Source organism: Flagellimonas sp. CMM7 (genome assembly GCF_021390195.1).
GTDB lineage: Bacteria > Bacteroidota > Bacteroidia > Flavobacteriales > Flavobacteriaceae > Flagellimonas.
In genome coordinates this window covers 426490-449931 of sequence record NZ_CP090003.1, presented here as the reverse complement: position 1 = coordinate 449931, position 23442 = coordinate 426490, and the positions used below count along the sequence as shown (strand labels likewise).

General features: G+C 41.6%; 16 protein-coding genes. 15 read left to right on the top strand and 1 reads right to left on the bottom strand.

The genetic code is table 11. The features are described from left to right. Nucleotides 1–68: 68 nt before the first annotated feature. From LV704_RS02190 to LV704_RS02175, 4 genes are all read left to right on the top strand, one after another. Complete coding sequence (locus tag LV704_RS02190) at nt 69–932, top strand: AraC family transcriptional regulator (protein WP_163423727.1); 864 nt, start codon at nt 69–71, stop codon at nt 930–932. 899 nt (nt 933–1831) lie between these two features. Then, the gene (locus LV704_RS02185; protein WP_205597911.1) at nt 1832–5389 is read left to right on the top strand and encodes a phosphoesterase; all 3558 of its coding nucleotides are present in this window, start codon (nt 1832–1834) and stop codon (nt 5387–5389) included. A gap of 168 nt (nt 5390–5557) precedes the next feature. Next, nucleotides 5558–6364, top strand: coding sequence for a carbonic anhydrase (locus tag LV704_RS02180; RefSeq protein ID WP_163423729.1), 807 nt, complete (start codon nt 5558–5560; stop codon nt 6362–6364). Between the two features lie 57 nt (nt 6365–6421). Continuing rightward, nucleotides 6422–7546: a DcaP family trimeric outer membrane transporter gene (locus LV704_RS02175; protein ID WP_163423730.1), complete on the top strand. Its 1125-nt coding sequence runs from the start codon at nt 6422–6424 to the stop codon at nt 7544–7546. 101 nt (nt 7547–7647) lie between these two features. Here LV704_RS02175 and LV704_RS02170 read toward each other — a convergent pair whose 3' ends face one another. After that, nucleotides 7648–8931 carry an adenylate/guanylate cyclase domain-containing protein gene (locus LV704_RS02170; RefSeq protein ID WP_163423731.1) on the bottom strand — a complete coding sequence of 428 codons (1284 nt, stop codon included), beginning with the start codon at nt 8929–8931 and terminating at the stop codon, nt 7648–7650. An 837-nt stretch (nt 8932–9768) separates the two neighbouring features. Here LV704_RS02170 and LV704_RS02165 point away from each other — a divergent pair. From LV704_RS02165 to LV704_RS02115, 11 genes are all read left to right on the top strand, one after another. Further along, complete coding sequence (locus LV704_RS02165; protein WP_163423732.1) at nt 9769–10413, top strand: Crp/Fnr family transcriptional regulator; 645 nt, start codon at nt 9769–9771, stop codon at nt 10411–10413. Between the two features lie 150 nt (nt 10414–10563). After that, on the top strand, nt 10564–11001 hold the full coding sequence (locus LV704_RS02160) for a DUF6789 family protein (protein WP_163423733.1): 438 nt from the start codon (nt 10564–10566) through the stop codon (nt 10999–11001). Between the two features lie 665 nt (nt 11002–11666). Next, nucleotides 11667–13202: a GMC oxidoreductase gene (locus LV704_RS02155; protein WP_163423734.1), complete on the top strand. Its 1536-nt coding sequence runs from the start codon at nt 11667–11669 to the stop codon at nt 13200–13202. A gap of 1 nt (nt 13203) precedes the next feature. Then, the gene (locus tag LV704_RS02150) at nt 13204–14190 is read left to right on the top strand and encodes a VOC family protein (RefSeq protein ID WP_163423735.1); all 987 of its coding nucleotides are present in this window, start codon (nt 13204–13206) and stop codon (nt 14188–14190) included. Between the two features lie 32 nt (nt 14191–14222). Beyond that, nucleotides 14223–14750: a YHS domain-containing (seleno)protein gene (locus LV704_RS02145; RefSeq protein ID WP_163423736.1), complete on the top strand. Its 528-nt coding sequence runs from the start codon at nt 14223–14225 to the stop codon at nt 14748–14750. Nucleotides 14751–14775: 25 nt separating this feature from the next. Further along, nucleotides 14776–15249 carry a heme-binding protein gene (locus LV704_RS02140; RefSeq protein ID WP_163423737.1) on the top strand — a complete coding sequence of 158 codons (474 nt, stop codon included), beginning with the start codon at nt 14776–14778 and terminating at the stop codon, nt 15247–15249. A 5-nt stretch (nt 15250–15254) separates the two neighbouring features. Then, nucleotides 15255–16907, top strand: a complete 1653-nt coding sequence (locus LV704_RS02135) for an SMP-30/gluconolactonase/LRE family protein (RefSeq protein WP_163423771.1) — start codon at nt 15255–15257, stop codon at nt 16905–16907. A 15-nt stretch (nt 16908–16922) separates the two neighbouring features. After that, complete coding sequence (locus LV704_RS02130) at nt 16923–17744, top strand: SDR family oxidoreductase (RefSeq protein WP_163423738.1); 822 nt, start codon at nt 16923–16925, stop codon at nt 17742–17744. Nucleotides 17745–17811: 67 nt separating this feature from the next. Beyond that, nucleotides 17812–19623 (top strand): glycoside hydrolase family 15 protein, encoded by a 1812-nt coding sequence (locus LV704_RS02125; protein WP_163423739.1) that lies wholly within the window; start codon nt 17812–17814, stop codon nt 19621–19623. Nucleotides 19624–19673: 50 nt separating this feature from the next. Continuing rightward, nucleotides 19674–22319 (top strand): glucosidase, encoded by a 2646-nt coding sequence (locus LV704_RS02120; RefSeq protein WP_163423740.1) that lies wholly within the window; start codon nt 19674–19676, stop codon nt 22317–22319. A 3-nt stretch (nt 22320–22322) separates the two neighbouring features. Further along, nucleotides 22323–23423, top strand: coding sequence for an SMP-30/gluconolactonase/LRE family protein (locus LV704_RS02115; RefSeq protein ID WP_163423741.1), 1101 nt, complete (start codon nt 22323–22325; stop codon nt 23421–23423). Nucleotides 23424–23442: the final 19 nt, after the last annotated feature.

The window sequence follows — 23442 nt, the reverse complement described above, 5'->3', positions numbered from 1 at the left end:
CTATAGTTGTCAAACTTGATAAAATTCGCTAAAATAGTATCAGAATTCAGCAAATCTCTATAAAAACAATGAAGCCTTTTTTTGAACAGGTACGACCATTGACCAACCGATCATATTACCTAAGGGAAAAACATGCGCCTTTTATGACCATGCCCTTCCATTACCACCCAGAATTAGAGCTTACCTTGAATGTTGGCAACCACGGAAAACGTTTTATTGGCAACAGTGTTGAACGACTTGATGATTTTGATTTGGTCTTTATAGGCCCCAACCTGCCCCATGCCTTTATAAGTGATACAGAATTTGAACATTCGCAAGAAATTAAAAAGGCATCATCCATTGTATTACAATTCAATTTTGAAATGTTCGGAGATGCATTTTTGCAACTTCCGGAGATGGACATACTCCATTTACTTTTGGAAAAAGGGAAACACGGCATGTGGATCGGTGGTGAAACAAAAAAAAGGATAGCCGATAAAATGACGGCCCTATTGGAATCATCAGAAATTCCATCTCTACTGATTATTTTGGACATTTTACATGAGCTTTCAAAAACAAAGGACTACCGCCTTTTGAGCAGCAAAGGTTTTATCAAAGAATACCATGCTCCCGACTTTCATAGGTTGAACGTCGTTTATGATTATATCGTAAAAAATTTCAGGGAAGATATCTCGCTTGGCGATGCAGCTGAGGTAGCAAATATGAGCGAGACCGCATTTTGTCGATTTTTAAAAAAAAGGACCTTGAAGACTTTTGTGCAAATTATTACCGAAATGCGTGTTGGTTATGCATGCAGCCTTTTGAAAAAAGATATCTACAATGTAAAAACCATCGCTGAAGAAGCTGGATTTAAAAACCTTTCCAACTTTAACCGAAAGTTCAAAAAAATAACGGGGCACACCCCTTTGGCCTACGCAAAAGCTTTTAGATAGGTAACTGTTCATAAAAAGATAACGCTCTTTTTTGAAAATTAATTACTGTCGCCAGGGATAAAGAGAATTTTCTAGAGGTAATTTTCTTGGAAAAAAGTAAACAAAATAACCTTGATAAAATGACGAGTGTAAAACAGCTTCCGCTAAGCAGCTATGAATTATATACTATTGCAAGCAACTTTCTGGGGTAGTGATTATATGCGCATTGACCCAAAACCTATGAACTACTTTATAAATGATGAGTAAGTTGTTTTAAGAAATACTGTCATGACAATCAGAGAAAAGTAGTCTATGGTGAACCTTATCCTTGTTCGCAAAGTTATTGTGCATGGTATGTAACCCTTTTGGCAAGAGTGAGTTCCGCACCAGATAAGATTCCTGAACATATTGGATATAGATAGATCATTGTCTTATAGAAGGATTTTTAAGGAATTTAGAAGGTTTCACTTTTTCTTTAAAATAAGCCCTGATCATAGTTTGCTTACAATTTAACTAGACTATTTCAGCCGAATTTTAAAACTCAAAACGGCTTAAATGGACGAATGAGGTAGGCCAATATTCAAGGGTGAACTAAGAACAATTTTGTTTAAAAGATTTCTTTACTGGACAAAGGAGAGGTTTTCTTTATTGTCGTTTTAACGACATAAAGACTATAAATTAAGTGTTAGTTTCGTTGGCAAGATTAAACCTAACTTGCCTAAGGGGCAGACATTTTTTCTCCAGTTGCCCTGCCAACAGCAGGGTGTCGAAGAAAGAATTGGAGTAATCAAATCACCACTTAAATGTAAAGAACATTGAACAAATGCAATTTGATTGTGCTCTAAGTTCTAGATAACACCTTGAAAATGGCAAAATCGATAAAAATTCAAAAGGCGAGTCTTAACCAAATGAAAGAGACTATGAGGACCAAAGCAACCATTTTTTTATTCCTGCTACTTTTAGTCTCATATGGCTATGCACAGAACACGGGAAAACTACCAGATAAGGAAAAATCCCATGTTTTTTATGCGACCGGTAATCTGGTCACGGCGCAAAGCCATAAAGAAAGTAAGGTGCTCTCTGCCATAGCAAAAGAAATGGGCAAAGATGCAAACTCAACACTGCTATTGCTTGGCAACAATGCAAACTCTAAACTATTTTTAGAAAAAGGCGGAGCCAACAAGATTGGATATTTGGACCTACTCAAACCCTTTTCCGATCGTGTTGTTTTTATTCCCGGACATAGAGATTGGAGCAATGGTCTTGATGCATTGAAAAGCCAAGAAAAATATTTAAGGGATATTTTCGATGACAAAAACGTCTTTCAGCCCAAGAATGGATGCCCCCTAAAGAAAATCAAGATTAATGAAGATATTGATTTGTTGGTCATAGACTCGCAATGGGCATTGTCCAATTGGGACACAGTTCCCAATATCAACGATGGTTGTGATATAAAGACCAAGGTTGATTTTTATGTTGAAATTGAACATGAAGTTGTCAAAAGTCAGGGGAAAACCGTGCTGGTTGCCGTTTACCATCCGTTGAACAGCTACGGAAAGTACGGTGCCGCGTTATCACTGGGCCTCAATTCCCAAAATATCAACAATAAATATTATAAAGAGTTCAGTGACCGTCTGTTGACCATTGCGCAGCAAAATAAAAATTTGGTTTTTGTATCGGGCCATGAACAGAACATGCAGTTTATTCTCGATAAGAATGTACCCATAATCATAAGTGGTGCTGCAGGTACGATCAAGAATGCAAAGAATGGTAGAAAAAGTGTGTGCAGTTTTAATGAAAATGGTTTTTCCAAGATTGTGGAATACACAGATGGTTCCATGTGGATGGCGTTCTACGGAGTATCCGATAACTTTACAGTACCCTTGTTCAGTGCAGAAATTGTTGGTCCGCACGAGGTCAAAACAGTTCCAGATTTTAATGAAAAAAATACACCGCAAACGGTCTCAAGATCTATATTTCAACCAGAAGAGTTAAAACGGTCCGGTTTCTATAGGATGCTCTGGGGTGAACATTTTAGGGATGATTATACAACTCCCATAAAAATGGAAACGGCACTTTTGGACACGCTTTATGGAGGGCTTTCCGTTGTTAGAAAAGGTGGAGGGCACCAAACCAATTCCCTTAGGCTTGAAGACAAAAACGGCAGTCAATATGTAATGCGTTCTACCAGAAAAAGTGCTTTGCGCTTTATACAGTATTTCATTTTCAAGACGCAATATTTGGGCCCGGACGTAGAGAATACCTTCATGGTTAAGCTATTGCAAGACTATTGGACCACCGAAAATCCGTATGGTGCGCTTACAGTAGGAGACTTGGCAGATGCGATCAATGTCTACCATGCCAACACAAAGCTGTATTACATCCCCAAACAAAAAGCATTGGGCATTTACAATGATGACTATGGTGACAAGTCGTACCTTATTGAAGAGCGTGTTGCCGATGGCCATGAGGATGTGGCCAGTTTTGGTAATGCAAAGCAAATAATCAGTACCGCGGACATGCTGGATGAATTAAGGAAAAAAGAGCATGGTGCGGTCAATAAATCAAGGTATATAAGAAGCCGCTTGTTCGATAATGTTCTAGGTGATTGGGACAGACATGCCGATCAATGGCGATGGGGAGTCAAAAAGAATAGTTCAGGTGAAGAAATCTATCAGCCCATACCAAGGGACAGGGATCAAGTATATTCGGACTTTGACGGAGCAATATTGGGCTTGGTGAGGATACTGAACCCTATGCTGCGTTTTATGCAGCACTATGATGAAACATATAACTCCGTAAGATGGTTCAACGATGCCGGTGATGATATTGACTTAGCCGTGCTTGTAGACCATAATCGTGAAGATTGGCTTAAAGAGGCCAAGTATATCAAAGAAAATCTGACGGATGAAGCCATTGAGAAAGCCTTTTCCAAATTTCCAAAGGAAATTGACCAGTCCAAAGTGGAACGGACAAAAAAGGCTTTGAGGGGAAGGGTTGAAAACCTGGACAAACTGGCTGTTGAACTTTATGAATACATTCGTTCTACTGTACTTATCACAGGTAGTGATAAAAAGGATCATTTTGTAATCACCCGAAAGCCTGGTGGTATTACCAATGTCAGTATCTCAAAAGGAAAAAATGGGGATAAGTACTGGAATGTGGATTATGATCGTTCAGAGACCAAGGAGCTTTGGATATATGGTTTGGATGGTGAAGATACTTTTGAAGTGAACGGGGATGGAAATCACATGATCAAGGTAAAAATAATTGGAGGTAGAAATAATGATACTTACCGCATCAACACTAAGAATAAGGTAAGGATATTCGATCAGCGATCCCAGCCAAATACCTTTGAAACTTCTGCAAATAAGGTGCTTACAGATGATTATGATCTGAATACCTATCATTATATGAAAAATAGGAGGGATTTGCCCACTGCATTGCCAATCATAACATCCAACCCCGATTTGGGATTGTTGATAGGTGCAGTTTACAACTACACCAAAAATTCATTGCGCCGCAATCCGTTTACGGCCAACCATAATTTAAGTGTGGCCTACATCACTGAAACCTCTGGTGTTGTTGCCTCGTACCAGGGAGAGTTCGCAAACCTGTTCAATAAGGTGAACCTTGGTATCGATTTGGGCTATTCCAGCCCCAATTACACCATCAATTTCTTTGGTTTTGGGAATGAGACCACAAATATGGACGATGACATGGGTTTTGACTTCAATCGGGTGCGTCTGCAAACCTTACGCTTTTCACCTTCACTCATCTTCAGGGGCTATCAGGGAAGCAAGGTAAAACTTTCCGTGAGCTATGAGAATATAGAGGCCCAGCGTACACCTGGTAGATTTATAGAAACGGCCAATGTGAACCCCAATGTTTTTCAAGCCCAGAATTTCTATGGTGCCGAGTTTTCTTATGGATATGAAAACTTTGACAATGCCAAATTGCCCAAGGGAGGAATCGGCTTTAACCTGACCGCTGGGTACAAGGCCAACTTTGAAGAAGACAGAAGTTTTGGATACATCATTCCGGAACTAAGGTTCACTACAAAACTTGACAATAGGGGCATATTGGTCTATGCGACCAAGTTCAAGGCACAGTTCAACTTAAGTGATGAATTTGAATTTTATCAGGCGGCAACCTTGGGCGATGGAAATGGCCGGGGAGGGGGCTTAAGAGGATTTAGACATGAACGTTTTAGCGGTAAAAAATCATATTACCAGAACTCCGATCTACGATTATCGTTGGGCAGGATAAAGAACTCCATATTTCCAATTTCATTTGGGGCATACGGTGCCTTTGATTATGGTAGGGTCTGGGTAGAAGATGATAACTCTGGCAAGTGGCACAATACCCCAGGTGCGGGACTGTACTTCAACCTTGCCGGGTTTACAACGGCCAATGTTGGTTATTTCGATTCAGATGATGGAGGACGGCTCAATATTCTTCTGAGCTTGGCATTTTAAAATTACAGAACAGTTACTGCTTGTTCAAATGGTTTGAACTTTTTCCGTGAAGGCATTGAACGGCTGTTTTCCATTGTGTCCAAAAAAATTCAGATGGGCATTCTGTGAAAATTTAACTGATCTAATTGGGGGACATATATGTTGTTAAACACTAAAAACTAAAAGAAAATGAAAATCTTAAAAAAATCAATTATACTTGGCCTTTTCACATTTGCTTTGCTGAACACTACAGGTTGTAAGGAGAAAACAAAGACAGAAAAGGAAGAAGATACCGGAAACACAGTTGAGGCCACCGCGCCCGATGCAGTAGTGGAAAAGCAACAAGGATACGCTTTGGACGGTCTTGAACATGGATTCGCCCAATCCCCTGTCAACATCATCACCAATAATGTGAACGATGTATCCACGCACAAAGTGGCACTGAACTATGAGTCTTCCAAGGAGGTGGTAAAAAACCTTGGGCATACGGTTCAGGTAAATTATGATCCTGGAAACACTATTTCATTTGACGATAAGATTTTTGATTTTAAGCAGTTCCACTTTCATACACCATCTGAACACTTGATCGATGGAATGACCTTTCCAATGGAAATGCATATGGTCCATACACTTCAAGGGCAAAAAGATGGCGATACGCCCGTATATCTTGTGATAGGCCTCCTTTTTAGGGAAGGTGCCGAAAATCCGTTCTTAAATGAATTTATGGCCGCCATACCTGATACCGAAGGAGAGGAGAGCGCACCAGATGGCAAGGCAGTAAATGTGAATAACCTTTTAACACAGGCAGGAGCATTGGAATACTACAACTATCAAGGTTCACTGACCACCCCACCCTACACCGAAACGGTAACATGGTTGTTGGCAAAGCATATTTTTGAGGCCTCCCCTGATCAGATCCAACGCTTCAATAAACTGGAGGGCAACAATGCAAGGCACGTGCAGGCACTATACGGACGAAAGGTATTGGAACAATAAAATCAAACCAAGGGGCATTTGCTGAACATGGACAAGTGCCTTTTAATATGTAGCTTAATGAAAACTCCCTTATCATTACTATTCGCACTTTTTTTCTGTATTCAATTCAATGCCCAACAAAACTCCAAAGAAGATACCGAACCTTTGCTTAGGTTCTATGGCTTTGTAAGGTTCAATGCCACATATGATTTTCAGGATTTGGGGAGAAGCGACCTTTTTAGGCCTTCCGCAATTTCGGTGCCCAAGGAAAGCCCCCGCAATTCTGAATACTTTATGAGTGTAAAACAATCTAGACTGGGAGTGGAATTCAATAAAGATACCGAAGTGGGTCCCGTGCGTGCGGTAGTGGAGATAGACTTCCATGATACAAGTGACCAGATTTTGGGTTTGGCGCGCCTTAGGCACGCATACCTTCAATGGAAGGGACTTACCATAGGACAGACATGGAGCACGTTCTATGATATTGCGGCGCGTCCCCACATTATTGACTTTGAGGGCGCAAACAGTTCCACCTTAAATAGGGCACCACTTATCAGGTATGATCTTTCTGTGGGCGATGATACCTTTTCCATTGCCGTGGAAAACCCAACGGAACAGATTACCCTTACCGGCGATGCGGTTGTGGAAAATCAGAATATTCCTGATATATTAAGTTCTTACAAATTGCGCTGGAACAACAAAAAGGACTTTGTGAAGTTTGCGGCTCTGCTCCGTCAGTTAAGGTATTCGCCCGCTAACGGCGATATAGACTCAAAACTGGGATGGGGAGGTCTCTTCACGGGCAAGATAAACACCTTCGGCAAAGACAACATCAAATTCCAGATTTTAGGAGGCAGTGGTATAGCGCGATATATTGAAGGAGTCAGGGGATTGGGATACGATGGTATTTTGGATGAGGATTCCAACAGTTTGGAGACCTTGGACATCTATGGTGGGTTTTTGGCCTATCAACACCACTGGAGCGATCACTGGAATTCCTCCATTGTTGTGGGGACCACCCGTTTGGATGATAATGACCTCTTTGCCCAGGACGATTTCAAGTCAGGCGATTATGCTTCCGTGAATTTGTTCTACGAACCACTATCATGGATGTTGTACGGAGTGGAGTATTTGTACGGTAGAAGAGAAAATATTGATGGTGCGATGCCAACGGAAGTAGGATTCAATTTGGAGCGACCCTAAAATTTTGAGTTAAATTTGAATTTGATGTTTTTTTTCAGACCGGAAGCATTTGTGCCAAGTTTATGCTGGCCGTTTATAGTGCTCTCCAAACGGGGAGCATTTTAGCTGACTTTATAAACCTTGACCTCATGATCGATGTTCCTCAACTTTAGTTGGTCGATCATCTCAAAAGCGTACTTGTCCATATTCAATTCATTATAAAACTCTTGGGAAACCAGAAACTGGGAGCCATATTTTTTGTTCAATTCTTCGAGTCTTGCCGCAATGATTACGGCGGTACCGCTTATGGAAAATTGTTTTCGCATATCGTTGCCAATATTTCCCATGACTACTTTTCCGGTATGAAGCCCAATGCCGATCCGGGTTTCAGGGATTGCTCCAGAAGAAGACAACCTTTCCACTTCCTCAAGAATCTCAAGCCCTGCCCTTAGTGCTCTATTGGCATGGTTCTTATTCTCTACGGGTGCCCCAAAAGTGGCCATTAATCCATCTCCCAATATTTGGTTTGTAACTCCTTTGTGCTTATTTATAATTCCGATCAGCGGACTAAATATATCATTTTGGTAGCGGATCACATCAGCAGGTTTGTTCTGTTCTGCAAACACACTGAACTTTCTAATGTCCATAAACAAAACGGACACTTCCCTTTTCTCAGAAGTGTTGTTGTTGGCCATTAAGGCCTCTACTACTTCTTTGGAGACTTGCTGCCCAAAAAGTGATTGGATTTCCTCTTTTTTGGTGGTGGTGACCACGAGTTCTTGGACCGTATTCTTGATTTCCCTGGTCAGAAAAACGGCCCCCAATGCGGCCATGAACATAAAAAGACTGCGTGCCATGTAAAGAATAGGGGGGAAATACAATACTTCACCGTTTTTATCAAAGGTCTGTATGGCCCAGACGGTTACAAAGAGATACCCTCCCGCCGCTACTAGACCGGTCACTAAACTAAGCCTGAGGTCAAGGTTAAGTGCAGAGACCCCTATTAAAATAAAGTAGAACAACATTAATGGGGAATCTAAGAATATATCGCTTTTTTCAACATAGCAAAGGAAAAAAAGCAACAGACCTGGCATTGCAGCCTCAAATGCAACATTGCCTATTTTCAGAATGTCAGGAACAACAATCTTCTTTTTTAAATATGATTTGGCGATAAAATACCCCATGACTTCATAAGCCAAAAAAGCAAGAAACCAAAGTACAATGTAAAACTTGGTGTTTTTGTCGTTAAAAAAGCTTGTCGTACCGGAAACCAGAAAAAAATCGAACGATATAATCGCAAGCCCTAAAAACAAAGCAATAATGAACAATTTGATTCTTTTGAACTCACTTTGGGCTATTGCGGCATCCAATCTTTGCCGTAACAAATCTATTGCATCTGTTTTCATCCTACAAAATATGAAATCCAAGATTTTTAACTGTCGCCCAAACGTCTTGTACGGCATTAATTTCACCATGTGGGAAGGGCAAAAAACAGCTGGTATTTTTATTTCAGCTCTCTTCTCAACCATATAAAGGGAAGATACTCTTTGTGTTCTGGAAGTGCATGTGAGGCATATAGGTCCATATCTTTTTGAAGTCTTGTGAAGAGATTTTGAAGGTGGCGGGTTTCTTTAATGGAGTGGGCCAACGCATAATAAAAACGAAGGTAAAAGCTTAAAACATCCCTGATATCAAATTGCGGGGACTTATATCACATGGTGTTTTTTAAGTTGATACATTCCCTGTAAGCGCTATCATAATCTCTTTCCGTTTCATAAGGGTAGGGCCAACACTTTTGTACCTAGATGATTATTTTTTTGAAACAATTGTCAGGATGTTAAAAAGTATCGTCTGTTGGCACGAAAAATAAAAGTGATTTAAAAATAATAAATGGGTGTTCCGTAACATGAAGGAATATAATGCTGGCATTGGCTAGGGAGGTTGTATAGACTGTTTTTGGCAATATGATGTACGGTCAATGATTTAACGCCAAATCAACCAATCTGCAGGTTTTTGTTTGCTATAGATGTATGGGGTTCTTCATGTTCAGTACGAATTTTGGATGGGTTTGTTTACGGTAATCGGGGGTAATTTGGAATAGGGTTACAACAATTGAATATTCAATTTCTATTGCTGTCGGTTTTGCGACATATCCAGTTCGGAAGAAAAGTTAAATTCGTTGAAAATAATTAATAAAACCAGTGGATTTAAGCACAAAATTCTGGCATCTGTTACAATTTAAAATGTCAAATAGGTTAAGTAAAAAAGAGATGATTCATCTGTGTAGCTCCTTGGTTATGGAATATTATAAAAAGGGCGATCAAATTAGATTTAATCGCAAGACACCGAAGGACGTTTTTTTTCTAAAAAAAGGTACCATCAAAATAGTGCAATTATGGGATAATGGTGATGAAATCGTAAAGGATATCATTAAGACTGGGGATATTTTTGGTATTCATGGGTTATTGAATGTCGATAAAATAGATGATTACGCAATTGCGATAGAGGATACAATGGTATGCGTCATAGATGCATCAACTCTCCAAAATATGATGGGGGAAAATGAAAACCTGAACAATTATATTTTTAAGCTGGCAGGTCTGCATATCAAAAAATTGGAAAGGAAACTGGAATCGTTGCTTTATAAGGACTCTGAAACCAGAATCAAGGAATTCATCATTGAACATATTTACGAGTTTGGAGAAGAGAAAGATGGTACAATCATCACAAAAAAGCTTTTATCGGACAGTGACATCGGCAAGCTTACCTCTACTTCTAGGCAGACCGTCAACAAGGTATTGAACCAAATGAAAAAAGAGGGGGGCATTTATTTTGACAATAAAATTGTCTCTATGCAGAAGAGAACAAAAAACCGTAGGTCAAATTGAATCAAAGCAGGAGAGAACTGAAAGCAAGGGTAAGTAGAAATCATGCTTTTTTCCCAAAAGTCAATTCTGGTACAGTTGGTTCCTTGCCAAAAGGATATTAGGTTTCCTATGTAAATAAAAGTGAATTAAAACCATCAAAAATCAACAAAAATGAACACGAAAATCAAAAAATCCATTACTGTAGGAATTACGGCAACAATAATTATGAGCCTCGTAATGATGATTACCGCAATGTTTGGGATGCCAAAAATGAGCCCGCCCAAAATGGTTTCCAACATTGTTGGAGCGCCCCTTGCCGTGGGATGGGTCATGCACTTTGTTATCGGTGTGGTTTTTGCCGCTCTATATATGTTCTTGTTTCAGCCCAAGATCAAAATAGGCAATAGAATTCTCAGAGGGGTTGTTTATGGGATTGTTATTTTCATTTTGGCGCAGATAGGCTTTGGTGTCCTGGATGCCATATTTGGTGGTGGTGAAACGCCGGGACCAGAAGGCTCCATGCTTCCAATGGTCATTGGTGGTATCATGGGACATATCATTTTTGCTATTACTGTTGTCTTAATGGTTAAAGATCCCAATCCATCCTAAAACAAAAAAACTCTGGATTTTGCCCCAGTTCAACAAAATAACAATGAACTGGTATGGCATGGGAATATCGTAACCTGAAAAAAGTGCTTTTCTGGGGACTAACTTCTCAAATCGTTCTTTTAAACAGCCCTAAAATGCGTTGCCATTCCCTTGGAAATCTTTGGGTCAGAGCAGCAAATTAAGGTTTGAAAAAATTTTATTGTGAAAATTGTAGAAAAACAGAAAAAATCAATGACAGTCCTCATGATTTGCTTCCGTTTTTAACTTTTCATTAATTTTTGTTTAATTTTTAAAAAGTGTCTTTTTTGCGACAGAGACTGTCTTTTCAATGAGGTAAATTGGATTGCGATTTAATTCAACATCTATTCAAATGATTCCAAGGCAACTACTGGTCCCCTCGAAATCACAAACTGTAAAAGCATTTTTTTTGATATATTTTATAGTCCTTCATGGAGTTTTGGCACCTTGGGGAAGCAAAGAGATTTATGGTTTTTTTAGATGTAATTGCACAGGAATTTTTTAACAAATCAAAAGGAGGCAATCTGGTCTAAAAGGGTAAAACAAGAAGTTTTGCAAGGATGTTAAGGAACAAAAAAGTTAAACAAAATTTTAGGTAACATAAATGGTAAATGGAAATGTCGCTATGAACCCACTAAATAATGTACATGAATAGTTACGATGTGATAATCATAGGGACCGGTGCCGGAGGCGGTACTTTGGCTGCAAAGTTGGCCCCTACGGGTAAAAAAATATTGATTCTTGAGCGAGGGGATTATGTGCCTCGTGAAAAGGAAAATTGGGATACCGAAGAAGTTTTTGTTAAAGCAAGGTACAAGGCCAAAGAACCGTGGATCGATTCCAAGGGTGAGGAGTTCCATCCAGGTATTCATTATTGTGTGGGAGGAAACACCAAGTTCTATGGCGCAGCCCTTTTGCGCATGCGGGAAAAAGATTTCCGTGAAGTCTTGCACCACGGTGGTGTGTCGCCGGCATGGCCCATTTCTTACCAAGACTTACAGCCATATTATATGGAGGCAGAAAAAATGTATCATGTGCATGGTGAGCGTGGTAGCGATCCCACGGAACCATTGGAACATGGACCGTACCCAGAACCCCCTTTACCTCATGAGCCAAGAATTCAAGAACTGTTCAATGATATCAAAGAATTGGGCTTGAACCCTTTCCCTTTGCCCATTGGGGTAAAAATACCAAAGGGTGAGGGAGAATCCCCTTTTGTATTGGATCGTTTTGATGGTTTTCCAGACCCCACGGAATCCAAGGCCGATTCCCACGTAATGGGCATCAAAAAAGCATTGGAACATCCTAATGTTACCTTATTGGTCAATGCTGAGGTCAAAAAGCTCTTGACAAATGAACAGGGAAGTAAAATCACCGAAGTGGTAACCGAGGTCAATGGGATTGAAGAACAGTTCACTGCAGACACGGTAGTAGTTGCCTGTGGTGCCATTAACTCTGCCGCACTATTGTTGAAATCAAAGAACAAAGCCCATCCAGATGGTCTTGCCAATGGTTCAGGGGTTGTGGGCAGAAATTATATGTGTCACAACAATTCGGCAATGGTGGCACTGTCCAAGAAGCCCAATCCAACGAAATTTGGAAAAACATTCGCGCTAAACGATTTCTATTTTAAAGGAGACGAAGACTTTAAGCGCCCTATGGGCCATATTCAAATGCTGGGTAAGTCGGATGCCTTGATGTTCAAGGGAGATGCCCCCAAGCTTGCTCCCAACTTTACCCTAGAAATGATGGCCGAGCACGCCCTTGACTTTTGGATGACCTCAGAAGATCTACCAGATCCTGATAATCGGGTAGTACTAACGGAAGATGGCAATGTTCAGCTGCTGTACAAAGAAAATAACCTGGAAGGTCATAAAAAGTTGCAGAAGAAGCTAAAATGGATATTGGAACACGTAGGGTGCCAGACCCACTTCTTGCCCAATAATGTGTATTTGGGCAAGAAAATACCGTTGGCGGGTACGGCCCACCAATGTGGTACGGTACGTTTTGGTAAAGACCCTGAGACTTCTGCACTAGATACTTATTGTAAGGCTCATGAAGTGGAGAATCTCTATGTTGTTGACGGTAGCTTTTTTCCATCAAGTTCTGCAGTGAATCCGGGCTTGACCATTATGGCCCAAGCATTGCGCGTTGGGGATCATTTAATCAAAAATGTACTGTAATATGTTTCGAGGCATAATTTTTTCGACTGTTGTCCTGCTCTCGCAAATTGTAATGGGTCAATCGGCAATTGCTGTGGATAAAGTGGTCATTACCGTTTCCGATTTGGATGTTTCCGTACCATTTTATGAAGAAGTACTGGGTTTCAAAAAAAATCAGTCCTTCACCATAAAAGGAAAGGAATTGGAGCAACTGTTGGGTATTCGAAATAAAAATCTGTCCGTAACCATCGTTGAGCTGCAGTTGGGCAGTGAAACCATTGCTTTGCAGGAATTTGACAATGAACTGCAGGATAGACCAGTTCCATTTGACTCTAAAAGCAATGATCATTGGTTTCAGCACATGGCCATTGCGGTGAGCGATATGGACAAGGCCTATAAAAAACTATGGGATGCAGGGGTACCACATGTGTCAACCGCCCCACAGACCCTACCGGCATATATCACCGAGGCAGCAGGAATAAAAGCCTTCTATTTTCAGGATCCCGATAGGCATAATATTGAGATTATCTATTTCCCAAATGGTAAGGGCGATCCAAAATGGCAGCAGGGCGATAAAGGGCTCTTTATGGGCATAGACCATACGGCCATTGGTATTGAAAAGACCGAACCAAGTTTGGAATTCTACGAAAACATATTGGGATTGGAGGCCAAAGGTCACAGTGAAAACTATGGGCCTGAGCAAGAACACCTCAATCAGGTTTTTGGTGCCCGATTATGGATTACAGGCCTCCGTGCAAAAAAAGGTATTGGTGTGGAGTTCTTGGATTATATAGCCCCGCCTGGTGGGAGGCCTTATCCTAAGGACAGTGCGCCTACAGATTTATGGCATTGGCATACCATTATTAAGGTGGGTAATCTAAAGGATGCTTTTCTGAAACTACAACAGGCCAATGCCACATTTGTTTCCAATGGTATTGTCAATTTAAACGGAACTGAACAATTTATGGTCCGTGATGTTGATGGCCATGCAATTTTGATCACAGAATAACTAATTGGACATAACAATACTGTAAAATGAGAATGAGAAAAACAACTATACTGGTCATAACCATTCTAATGGGCACCTTGGGGCTACATGCCCAAAAATGCAAGCAACCCTATCCAGTTGGAAAACATTTGGTAAACACCGACGAGGCAGGGAATAACATTGCCATGGAAAGTTATGACATCCTTACTTTTTTTGATAATGACCCGAAAAAGGGAAGTCCGGATTTTTCAAGCAATTATGAAGGAATAAATTATCTGTTTTCTTCGGCTGAAAACAAAAGTAAATTCGATGACGCCCCAACAAGATATTTGCCACAATATGGTGGTTTTTGTGCTGTTGCGGCTTATTTCAATAAGGTTGAGGAATTACAGACCTATTCCATTTATCAAGTGGTGGATGGTAAACTCTATTTCAATAAAAATGAAAAGGCGCATGCCGTTTGGGTAAAGAAAAAGCCAGAAAAAATAATCAAAAGAGCTGATAAAAACTGGAACTGCCTTGTTGTAGAATTGGGATTGGACATTAACGAACCCTATGTCGAGCCAGCTAGTATCAAGTAAACAATCAACCTTAAACATAATTACAATGAAAATTTTAAAAACAATGACATTAGCAGCGGTTCTGTCCATAGCTGGAGTAGTAAATGCACAAGTTGAACAGTCTTACACCCTGACATTGGAGGGGGCAAAAAAAGTGATGAAGGCAGCTACCGATTATGCCAAGGCGAATAATTCTCCTGGTGGAGCCATAGCTATTACAGATGAAGGTGGGCATGTTATCTTATTGGAAAGGTTGACAGGCACTTTTCCCGCAGCATCAGAAGTTTCTATAGGCAAGGCAAGAACCGCGGCCACATTCACATTTGAATCAAAAAAGCTGGAAGACGCCATCATAGGGGGAAGAACCTCATTGATTACCGTTGGGCACAATATGTTGCGTGGTGGCATTCCCCTGAAGTATAAAGGACAAGTTGTAGGTGCAATAGGTGTAAGTGGTGCTGCTAGTGCAGACCAAGATGTTGAAATCGCAAAAGCAGGTGCTGCAGCAAAATTTGATTGATAGTGATGAAGTTAATTAATTTCCCTTTGTTAGTTTGTTGTTTTTCTTTGTTTTCCTGGGCACTTCTAGCCCAGGAGAGCAGAGAAATTGTGGTCGATAATCCAGACGTTATCGTTGATTTACGTACTAATAAAGGTGTTGCCATGTTGAAAACGGAATGGCGGTACAGCGATGCCAAAATTGTGGATGATACCTTTGGTGCCCCAGGCCCATCAAAAAACGATCCTCTTTACCTTTATCCAACAGGTAAACCTATGCCCACATGGAACATTGAACCCAAGGCTGGTGGAAAAGATTATGATGATACAGCTTGGGAAAAATTAGGAGCGACCACACTGGAAGAACGGCGTTGCCCTGGCAGACTGTGTTTCAACTGGTACAGGCTAAAGATTACGATTCCCAATGATATTGATGGTTTTGATCCTACGGGATCTACCGTATTCTTTGAAATTGTCATTGACGATTATTCTGAGATTTGGATCAACGGCGAACTGAACAAGACCTTTGGGCAATCCGGTAACGGTATCGTCAAAGGGTTCAATGCCAGAAACCGCGTTATTTTAACGGACGATGCCAAACCCGGTGAGACCTTTCAATTGGCGGTCTTTGGTATCAACGGGCCACTGGCGGATATTCCTGATAATTATATCTGGATTCGTTCTGCAACCGTTGATTTTCATAAAGAGTATAAGGTCAATAAAGACTGGAAAGGTTTGGGTGAACTTGTAGTCTCTCAGCCTGAGCTGGCCGATGTCATTGACCTTGACGAAAAGATTGAAAAAGTGGCGGAAGGGTTTCAATTTACCGAAGGGCCTGTCTGGCATCCGGGCGGATACCTTTTGTTCAGTGATCCCAATGCCAATGTCATTTATAGGTACAGTCCAAAGACAAAAAATGTTGAGGTCTATATTACCAAATCAGGTTATACAGGTACCGATATAGGGAAAATACACCAGCCCGGTTCCAATGGCCTGACACTAGATCAAAATGGCAGGTTGTTTGTCGCACAGCACGGTAACCGTAGGATCATTAAACATGAGCGTAAAGGCCCAATAACCGTAATTGCCGATAATCATAGGGGTAAACGTTTGAACAGTCCCAATGACCTGGTATTGAAATCAGATGGGACGCTCTATTTTACAGATCCACCCTATGGCTTGGAAAAAGCGTATGATGACCCTAAAAAGGAAACCCCCTATCAGGGTGTTTACCGTGTTAAAAATGGTAAGGTAGAACTGTTGTCCGATAAAATTGGCGGACCTAACGGAATTGCTTTCTCCCCAGACGAGAAATACCTCTATGTAAGCAATTGGGACATTCGCGATATTATGAATTCCAAAACGTTATATCGATTCCCCGTGAAGGCGGACGGGTCACTTGGGGAAATTGAGCTATTTTATGAAATGGACCAGACCAATGGAGCGGAAGCTCTGGACGGAATGAAAATTGACCTCAAGGGAAATATTTATGTTTCGGCACCTGGTGGAATTTGGATCATTTCCCCAAAAGGAAAACTATTGGGCAAGATCATTGGTCCTGAAAGACCAGCAAATTTGGCCTGGGGTGATGATGGCAAGACCCTTTATTTAGCGGCGCACAGTAGTTTGTATAAAATAAGAACAAAAATAGGGGGTAAAATGCCCGGATTTAAAAATTAGTAATCAAAACAATATATGTATCAAAAACCGAATGAAAGGTTGGCAGGTCAGACTGCTATTGTAACCGGGGCAAATTCAGGTATTGGTGAAGCTGTGGCAATGGCCTTGGGAAAGGATGGTGCCAATGTGGTCATCAACTATATCTCAAACCCGGAGGCAGCTGAGGAGCTTGCCCAAAAACTTAGCAACGACTCCATTTGTGGGGAAGCCATCGCCATAAAAGCGGATGTCAGCAAAGAAGATCAGGTGGAGCATATGTTCAAACAGACCATTGATCATTTTGGTACGGTTGACATTTGCGTTCCAAATGCTGGGCTCCAACGGGATTATGCTCTTCATGAAATGCCTTTGAAGGAATGGCAATTTGTGTTGGATGTCAATCTTACCGGACAATTCCTATGCTCCAGGGCTGCTATACAAGAGTTTCTTAGAAGAGGTATGCGACCTGAAATATCAGCTGCATTGGGAAAGATTATTCACATGAGTTCTGTGCACGAGGTCATTCCATGGGCGGGTCATGCCAACTATGCGGCCACGAAGGGTGCCATTATTATGCTGATGAAATCGATCGCCCAAGAATATGGTCCCCAAAAAGTGAGGGCGAATAGCATTGCGCCTGGAGCCATACAGACCCCAATTAACAGAGAAGCTTGGGAGACCCCAGAGGCACTCAACAAATTGAACGAGCTGATTCCATACAAACGCATAGGAAAACCCTCTGATATAGGTGCAGCGGCAGCTTGGTTGGCTTCTGATGAGTCTGACTATGTGAACGGTACTACCATTTTTGTTGATGGTGCCATGACCTGCTATCCAGGTTTTACAACTAATGGTTAGGAAAAAATTGATGCCATCTGTTAAAAAAGTTTAGGCAAATATTGAATGGTCCAATAAATAATTGAGAATGAACTACGTGCCAATAGAAAATTATGGTATTGTTGGAAATATGCAGACCGTTGCATTGGTCGGAAACAACGGTTCCATCGATTGGTTTTGTTTTCCAAGGTTTGACTCCCCCAGTGTATTTGCCAAAGTCTTGGACAGCAAAAAAGGGGGGTGGTTCACTATTACGCCTATTGAAACGGAATATAAGTGCAAACAGTTTTATTGGCCGGACACCAATGTCCTCGTTACCCGATTTCTTACTGATGACTCGGTGTTTCAAATTGTGGATTACATGCCCGTGGGCCATGATTTACCTACAAAGGATGACAATTATTTGGTGCGAAAGGTTAATGTTATTAGGGGTAAAGTGAAGCTTCGGGTTGAATGTAGGCCAGCCTTTGATTATGGCCGGCAAGCGCATCAAACCGTTTTAAGTGAATTTGGGGCCGCTTTTCATTCTGATGATCTGAGCTTGGCACTTTCTACCCAAGTGCCGCTGAAGGAGAAGAAAGGTGCCATCTTCGCAGAGATAATGTTGGAAGAGGAAGAGTCGGTCAACTTCTCCATAACTGAAATTCAATCAGGATCAAGCTGTACAAGTTGTCGTTCAAAAGATGATATCTATACTGACTTTACGACCACGGTGCACTTCTGGCGGGACTGGCTCAAACAATGCAGTTATACGGGTAGATGGCGTGAGATGGTGCATAGATCTGCCCTTACGCTGAAACTGCTCACCTATGCCCCTACGGGTGCCATTGTGGCGGCACCAACTTGTTCGCTGCCTGAAGGGATAGGGGGTGAAAGAAATTGGGACTACCGCTACACTTGGATAAGGGATGCCTCCTTTACGGTCTATGCCTTTATGCGAATAGGATTTCATCAGGAAGCAAAAGAATTTATGCAGTGGATACAAGACCGTTGTGAAGAGCTGAATGCTGATGGATCCTTACAAATCATGTATGGTATTGATGGTAGGCATCAGCTTATTGAGGAACATCTTGATCATCTTGAAGGCTATCGCCAATCAGCACCCGTCCGAATTGGCAATGGCGCTTATGACCAGTTACAGCTCGATATTTATGGGGAACTCTTGGACGCTGTGTACCTCTACAACAAACATGGTGAGCTCATTTCCTATGATTTCTGGAAGAATTTAAGAAAACTCGTCAACTGGGTTGCGGATAATTGGCAGCGGAAAGATGAAGGTATATGGGAGGTAAGAGGGGGACAGAATCATTTTGTCTATTCAAAATTGATGAGTTGGGTGGCATTGGATCGGGCCATTCGGCTGGCGGATAAACGCTCCTTTCCTGCCGATCGTGATAAATGGCTCAAAGTAAGGGACGATATCTATGAGGAGATCATGGAGAAAGGATGGAACGAAGAATTACAGGCTTTTGTCCAAAGTTATGGCAGTGATACCCTTGATGCGGCAAATTTGATGATGCCCTTGGTGTTTTTTGTATCGCCAAAAGATGAACGCATGCTCAAGACCCTTGACGCCATGAACCGACCTCCCAATAAAGGAGGGTTGGTATCGGACGGATTGGTATTCCGCTATGACGTTTCCCTGACCGAGGATGGTTTGGTGGGCGAAGAGGGAACGTTCAACATCTGCACGTTTTGGATGGTAGAGGCACTTACCCGGGCCGGTAGGCTGGAAGAGGCGCGACTTTTATTTGAACAAATGTTGGGTTATGCGAACCATTTGGGACTTTATTCGGAGGAGACGGGAGCGACGGGAGAGGCCTTGGGGAATTATCCCCAGGCATTTACACACTTGGCCCTTATAAGCGCTGCATATAACCTTGACAAGGCCTTAGCGTAACTACTACGGCTCTAAATGATAGAATGTATCAAAGGAATTAAAATAAGAATATGGCAAAGAAAAATAATGCTGAAGAGTTAAGATTAAAAGAAAACTATTCGGGCAAAAAAAAGTGGTTGGAATGGGGACCCTATTTGAGCGAACGCCAGTGGGGAACGGTTCGTGAAGACTATAGTGAGCATGGAGAAGCATGGGATTATTTTCCCCATGACCACGCACGAAGTAGGGTATATAGATGGGGGGAAGACGGTATCGCGGGAATTACCGATAGGCATTGTGCCGTTTGTTTTGCTGTCACCTTGTGGAATGGAAAAGACCCCATACTCAAAGAAAGAATGTATGGCTTGACCGGCCCCGAGGGAAACCACGGTGAAGATTGTAAAGAGCTGTATTATTATTTAGACAGTACGCCGACGCATTCTTACATGAAGCACCTGTACAAATATCCACAGAATGAGTATCCCTATGCAGATTTGTCCCATACCAACAGAAGCCGTGGAAAATACGATCTGGAATATGAATTGTTGGATACGGGTCTTTTCAATGAGAACAGGTATTTTGATGTATATACCGAGTATGCAAAAGGCGATGATGAAGACATTTTGGTAAAGGTTACGATACACAATAGAGGTCCCAAAGCCTCAGAAATTACGGTGGCCCCTACTTTATGGTTGCGGAATCTATGGAGTTTTGGGCAGGCCGAAGGTGTGCATAATATCAAAAAGAAGAAAAACACCGCAAAGTACGGTGCTGTTGAATTGACACACCCCAAGTTGGGCAAGTACAATCTATATTTTGAAAAACCTGCCAAATGGCTGTTCACGAACAATGAAACAAACCATGAGCGTCTCTATGGTATGGAAAATGCGTCGCCCTATGTAAAAGATTTGTTCAACGATGCCATTGTAAACAATGATTTTGAACTGACAGATGCCGTGACCGAAGGTACCAAATTTGCCCCCATGTACCAAAAAAAGGTACCTAGTGGAAAAAGTGTTGAGTTTAGGCTGCGCTTTTCCAAAGAAGAATTATCAGGCAATCCGCTGACAGATAAGTACGATGCCATTTTTGAGTCTAGGCAAAGGGAAGCGGACGAGTTTTACGGGCAATTTGAGAAGGGATCCTGTAAAGACACCGCCAATATCCAACGGCAGGCATTTGCGGGCATGCTTTGGTCCAAGCAATATTTCAATATTGACATGGAAACATGGATGAATGGCGACCCTGGGCAACCAGAGCCCCCACAACAACGGAAATACGGGCGCAACAACAATTGGATGACCCTGAACAATGAGGACATCATTTCAATGCCTGATAAATGGGAGTACCCCTGGTATGCCGTTTGGGATTTGGCTTTTCATACCGTTCCCTTGGCAATGATCGACCCTGAATTTGCCAAAGACCAATTGGTTCTCATTCTTCGGGAATGGTACATGGCACCCAATGGGCAAATACCAGCTTATGAATGGGCCTTTTCTGATGTGAATCCTCCGGTACATGCATGGGCGGCCTTTAAGGTCTATGAAATCGACAAGAAAAAAACGGGTAAGGGCGATATTGAATTCCTCAAAAGGGTGTTCAACAAACTGTCCCTCAATTTTACCTGGTGGGTGAACCGGAAAGACCGAAATAACAACAACGTATTTCAAGGTGGCTTTTTAGGGCTTGATAACATCGGTGTTTTTGACAGAAGCAGTCAAATTCCCGGTGGAGGGCATTTAGAGCAGGCCGACGGTACTGCATGGATGGCCATGTTCTCCTTGAACATGCTGCAGATGGCACTTGAAATTTCGATGGAGGATGATTCGTATGAAGATATGTGCACCAAGTTCTTTGAACATTTTGTGTACATCGCATCCTCATTGAACCGGATAGGGGACAACTGGTCCGGCAGTTGGGATGAAAATGATGGGTTCTTCTATGACATCCTTGTCTTGCCCGGAGATAATTACATCCCGATCAAGGTCAGGTCTTTGGTGGGTTTGATGACGTTGAACTCCGTATTGGTGCTTCCTTATGAAAAATTGAAAAAAGTAAAAAATTTTTACGCAGGGGTCAAATGGTTTAGAAATAACCGCAAAAAGCACGGTAAATACCTTGTTGTCGAAGAATTTAAAGAAGGCGAGGATATCCTTCTGTCCTTGGTGCCCAAAAAACGGATGGAAAAACTTTTAAAGGCACTGCTGGATGAGAAGGAATTTTTGAGCCCTTACGGAATCAGGGCACTGTCCAAAATACATGAAAACCCATATCAGATCATGCTTGAAGGGCAAATATTTGATGTCAAGTATGATCCTGCCGAATCATCGACGCATTTGTTTGGGGGCAATTCAAACTGGAGGGGACCTATTTGGATGCCTATGAACTTCCTCTTTGTACAGTCACTGCTGGAATACCACAAATATTATGGTGATGATTTCAAAGTATCGTGTCCGGCAGGTGTTGATCAAAAATTCAACTTAAAGGAATTGAGTCATGATTTGAACAACCGTTTGGTGAACATGTTCAGAAAAGATGAAAATGGCGACCGTCCCGTACATGCCCTACATAAAGAAGTGTACCGTGATGAGCATTTTAAAGATCTGATATTGTTCTATGAATACTTTCATGGTGATAACGGTCGTGGCGTGGGTGCTACTCATCAGACCGGATGGACTGGCTGTGTGGCACACCTCATTGATGAATCTTGTTGGTAATAGATGAAAGCATTCATTATAACATATAAAGTTCACCTTGCAAAATGTATACTCCTTAAAGGAATACTGATTGGGCTTTATCTAATAGCTTTTTCAGCTTGCAGGCCGGGAAACACACCAGAGGAAACAGCGAGTATCGTAAGCGTACCAAAAGTTCCAAAGGTATACAAGACCATAGGGAAGATCGAACGTATTTCGTCAGAAATAGATGCAATTATCCCTAAAAATGCAATTATAGAAGTATTGGGTGAAGGTCTGGTCTGGGCCGAAGGCCCTTTGTGGATTCCAGAAAAGGAATGGGTGCTTTGTTCTGATGTCAAAGAAAACCGTATCCTTAAATGGTCTGAAGAAGAGGGGGTCCAGGTTTATCTTGAACATTCAGGCTTTACGGGTAAAGAGACAGATAGTAGAGAGCGCGGGTCAAATGGTTTGGCTCTTGATAAAAATGGAAACTTGGTCCTTTGCCAGCACGGGAATAGGCAAGTGGCTCGTATGAAGGCCTCCTTGGAATCTCCAAAACCAGATTTTGAAGTCTTGTCCGGTAATTATGATGGATGGCGGTTGAACAGTCCCAATGATCTTGTCTTCAATTCTAAAGGCGACCTGTATTTTACGGATCCACCTTACGGTCTAAGTGAAAAGATGATGAATGACCCCAACAAAGAACTCCCTTTTCAAGGGGTATATCGATTGGATAAAGAGGGGAAACTCATTTTGTTGACCGATAAAGTAAGCCGACCCAATGGTCTTGCCTTTTCCCCAGATGAAAAAACACTTTATGTTGCCAATACAGATGGTGACAATGCCGCATGGTTGGCGTTTGATGTTTTGGAAGATGGTACTTTGGGCACAATGGAAGAAATATTGAATGTAACCGATCTTATAGGAAAAGAAGTAGGTTTTCCTGATGGGGTCAAAGTAGACAATCGTGGAAACATATTCACGGCAGGTCCGGGAGGCCTTTGGATTTTTAGTCCGGAATACAAGCTCATCGGAAAAATAAAACCAGGGGAATGGGTTTCCAATTGCGCATTTAACAATGATTATAGTGAACTCTATATCACAGCAGATTCTTATCTGTTGCGTGTAAAGTTACATACATAAAAATCAACTAATTACTATT

What these genes read in the sequence shown, in the direction of transcription:
- LV704_RS02190 (WP_163423727.1), top strand. Translation starts at nt 69, where the DNA reads ATGAAGCCTTTTTTTGAACAGGTACGACCATTGACCAACCGATCATAT.
- LV704_RS02185 (WP_205597911.1), top strand. Translation starts at nt 1,832, where the DNA reads ATGAGGACCAAAGCAACCATTTTTTTATTCCTGCTACTTTTAGTCTCA.
- LV704_RS02180 (WP_163423729.1), top strand. Translation starts at nt 5,558, where the DNA reads ATGAAAATCTTAAAAAAATCAATTATACTTGGCCTTTTCACATTTGCT.
- LV704_RS02175 (WP_163423730.1), top strand. Translation starts at nt 6,422, where the DNA reads ATGAAAACTCCCTTATCATTACTATTCGCACTTTTTTTCTGTATTCAA.
- LV704_RS02170 (WP_163423731.1), bottom strand. Translation starts at nt 8,931, where the DNA reads ATGAAAACAGATGCAATAGATTTGTTACGGCAAAGATTGGATGCCGCA.
- LV704_RS02165 (WP_163423732.1), top strand. Translation starts at nt 9,769, where the DNA reads ATGTCAAATAGGTTAAGTAAAAAAGAGATGATTCATCTGTGTAGCTCC.
- LV704_RS02160 (WP_163423733.1), top strand. Translation starts at nt 10,564, where the DNA reads ATGAACACGAAAATCAAAAAATCCATTACTGTAGGAATTACGGCAACA.
- LV704_RS02155 (WP_163423734.1), top strand. Translation starts at nt 11,667, where the DNA reads ATGAATAGTTACGATGTGATAATCATAGGGACCGGTGCCGGAGGCGGT.
- LV704_RS02150 (WP_163423735.1), top strand. Translation starts at nt 13,204, where the DNA reads ATGTTTCGAGGCATAATTTTTTCGACTGTTGTCCTGCTCTCGCAAATT.
- LV704_RS02145 (WP_163423736.1), top strand. Translation starts at nt 14,223, where the DNA reads ATGAGAAAAACAACTATACTGGTCATAACCATTCTAATGGGCACCTTG.
- LV704_RS02140 (WP_163423737.1), top strand. Translation starts at nt 14,776, where the DNA reads ATGAAAATTTTAAAAACAATGACATTAGCAGCGGTTCTGTCCATAGCT.
- LV704_RS02135 (WP_163423771.1), top strand. Translation starts at nt 15,255, where the DNA reads ATGAAGTTAATTAATTTCCCTTTGTTAGTTTGTTGTTTTTCTTTGTTT.
- LV704_RS02130 (WP_163423738.1), top strand. Translation starts at nt 16,923, where the DNA reads ATGTATCAAAAACCGAATGAAAGGTTGGCAGGTCAGACTGCTATTGTA.
- LV704_RS02125 (WP_163423739.1), top strand. Translation starts at nt 17,812, where the DNA reads ATGAACTACGTGCCAATAGAAAATTATGGTATTGTTGGAAATATGCAG.
- LV704_RS02120 (WP_163423740.1), top strand. Translation starts at nt 19,674, where the DNA reads ATGGCAAAGAAAAATAATGCTGAAGAGTTAAGATTAAAAGAAAACTAT.
- LV704_RS02115 (WP_163423741.1), top strand. Translation starts at nt 22,323, where the DNA reads ATGAAAGCATTCATTATAACATATAAAGTTCACCTTGCAAAATGTATA.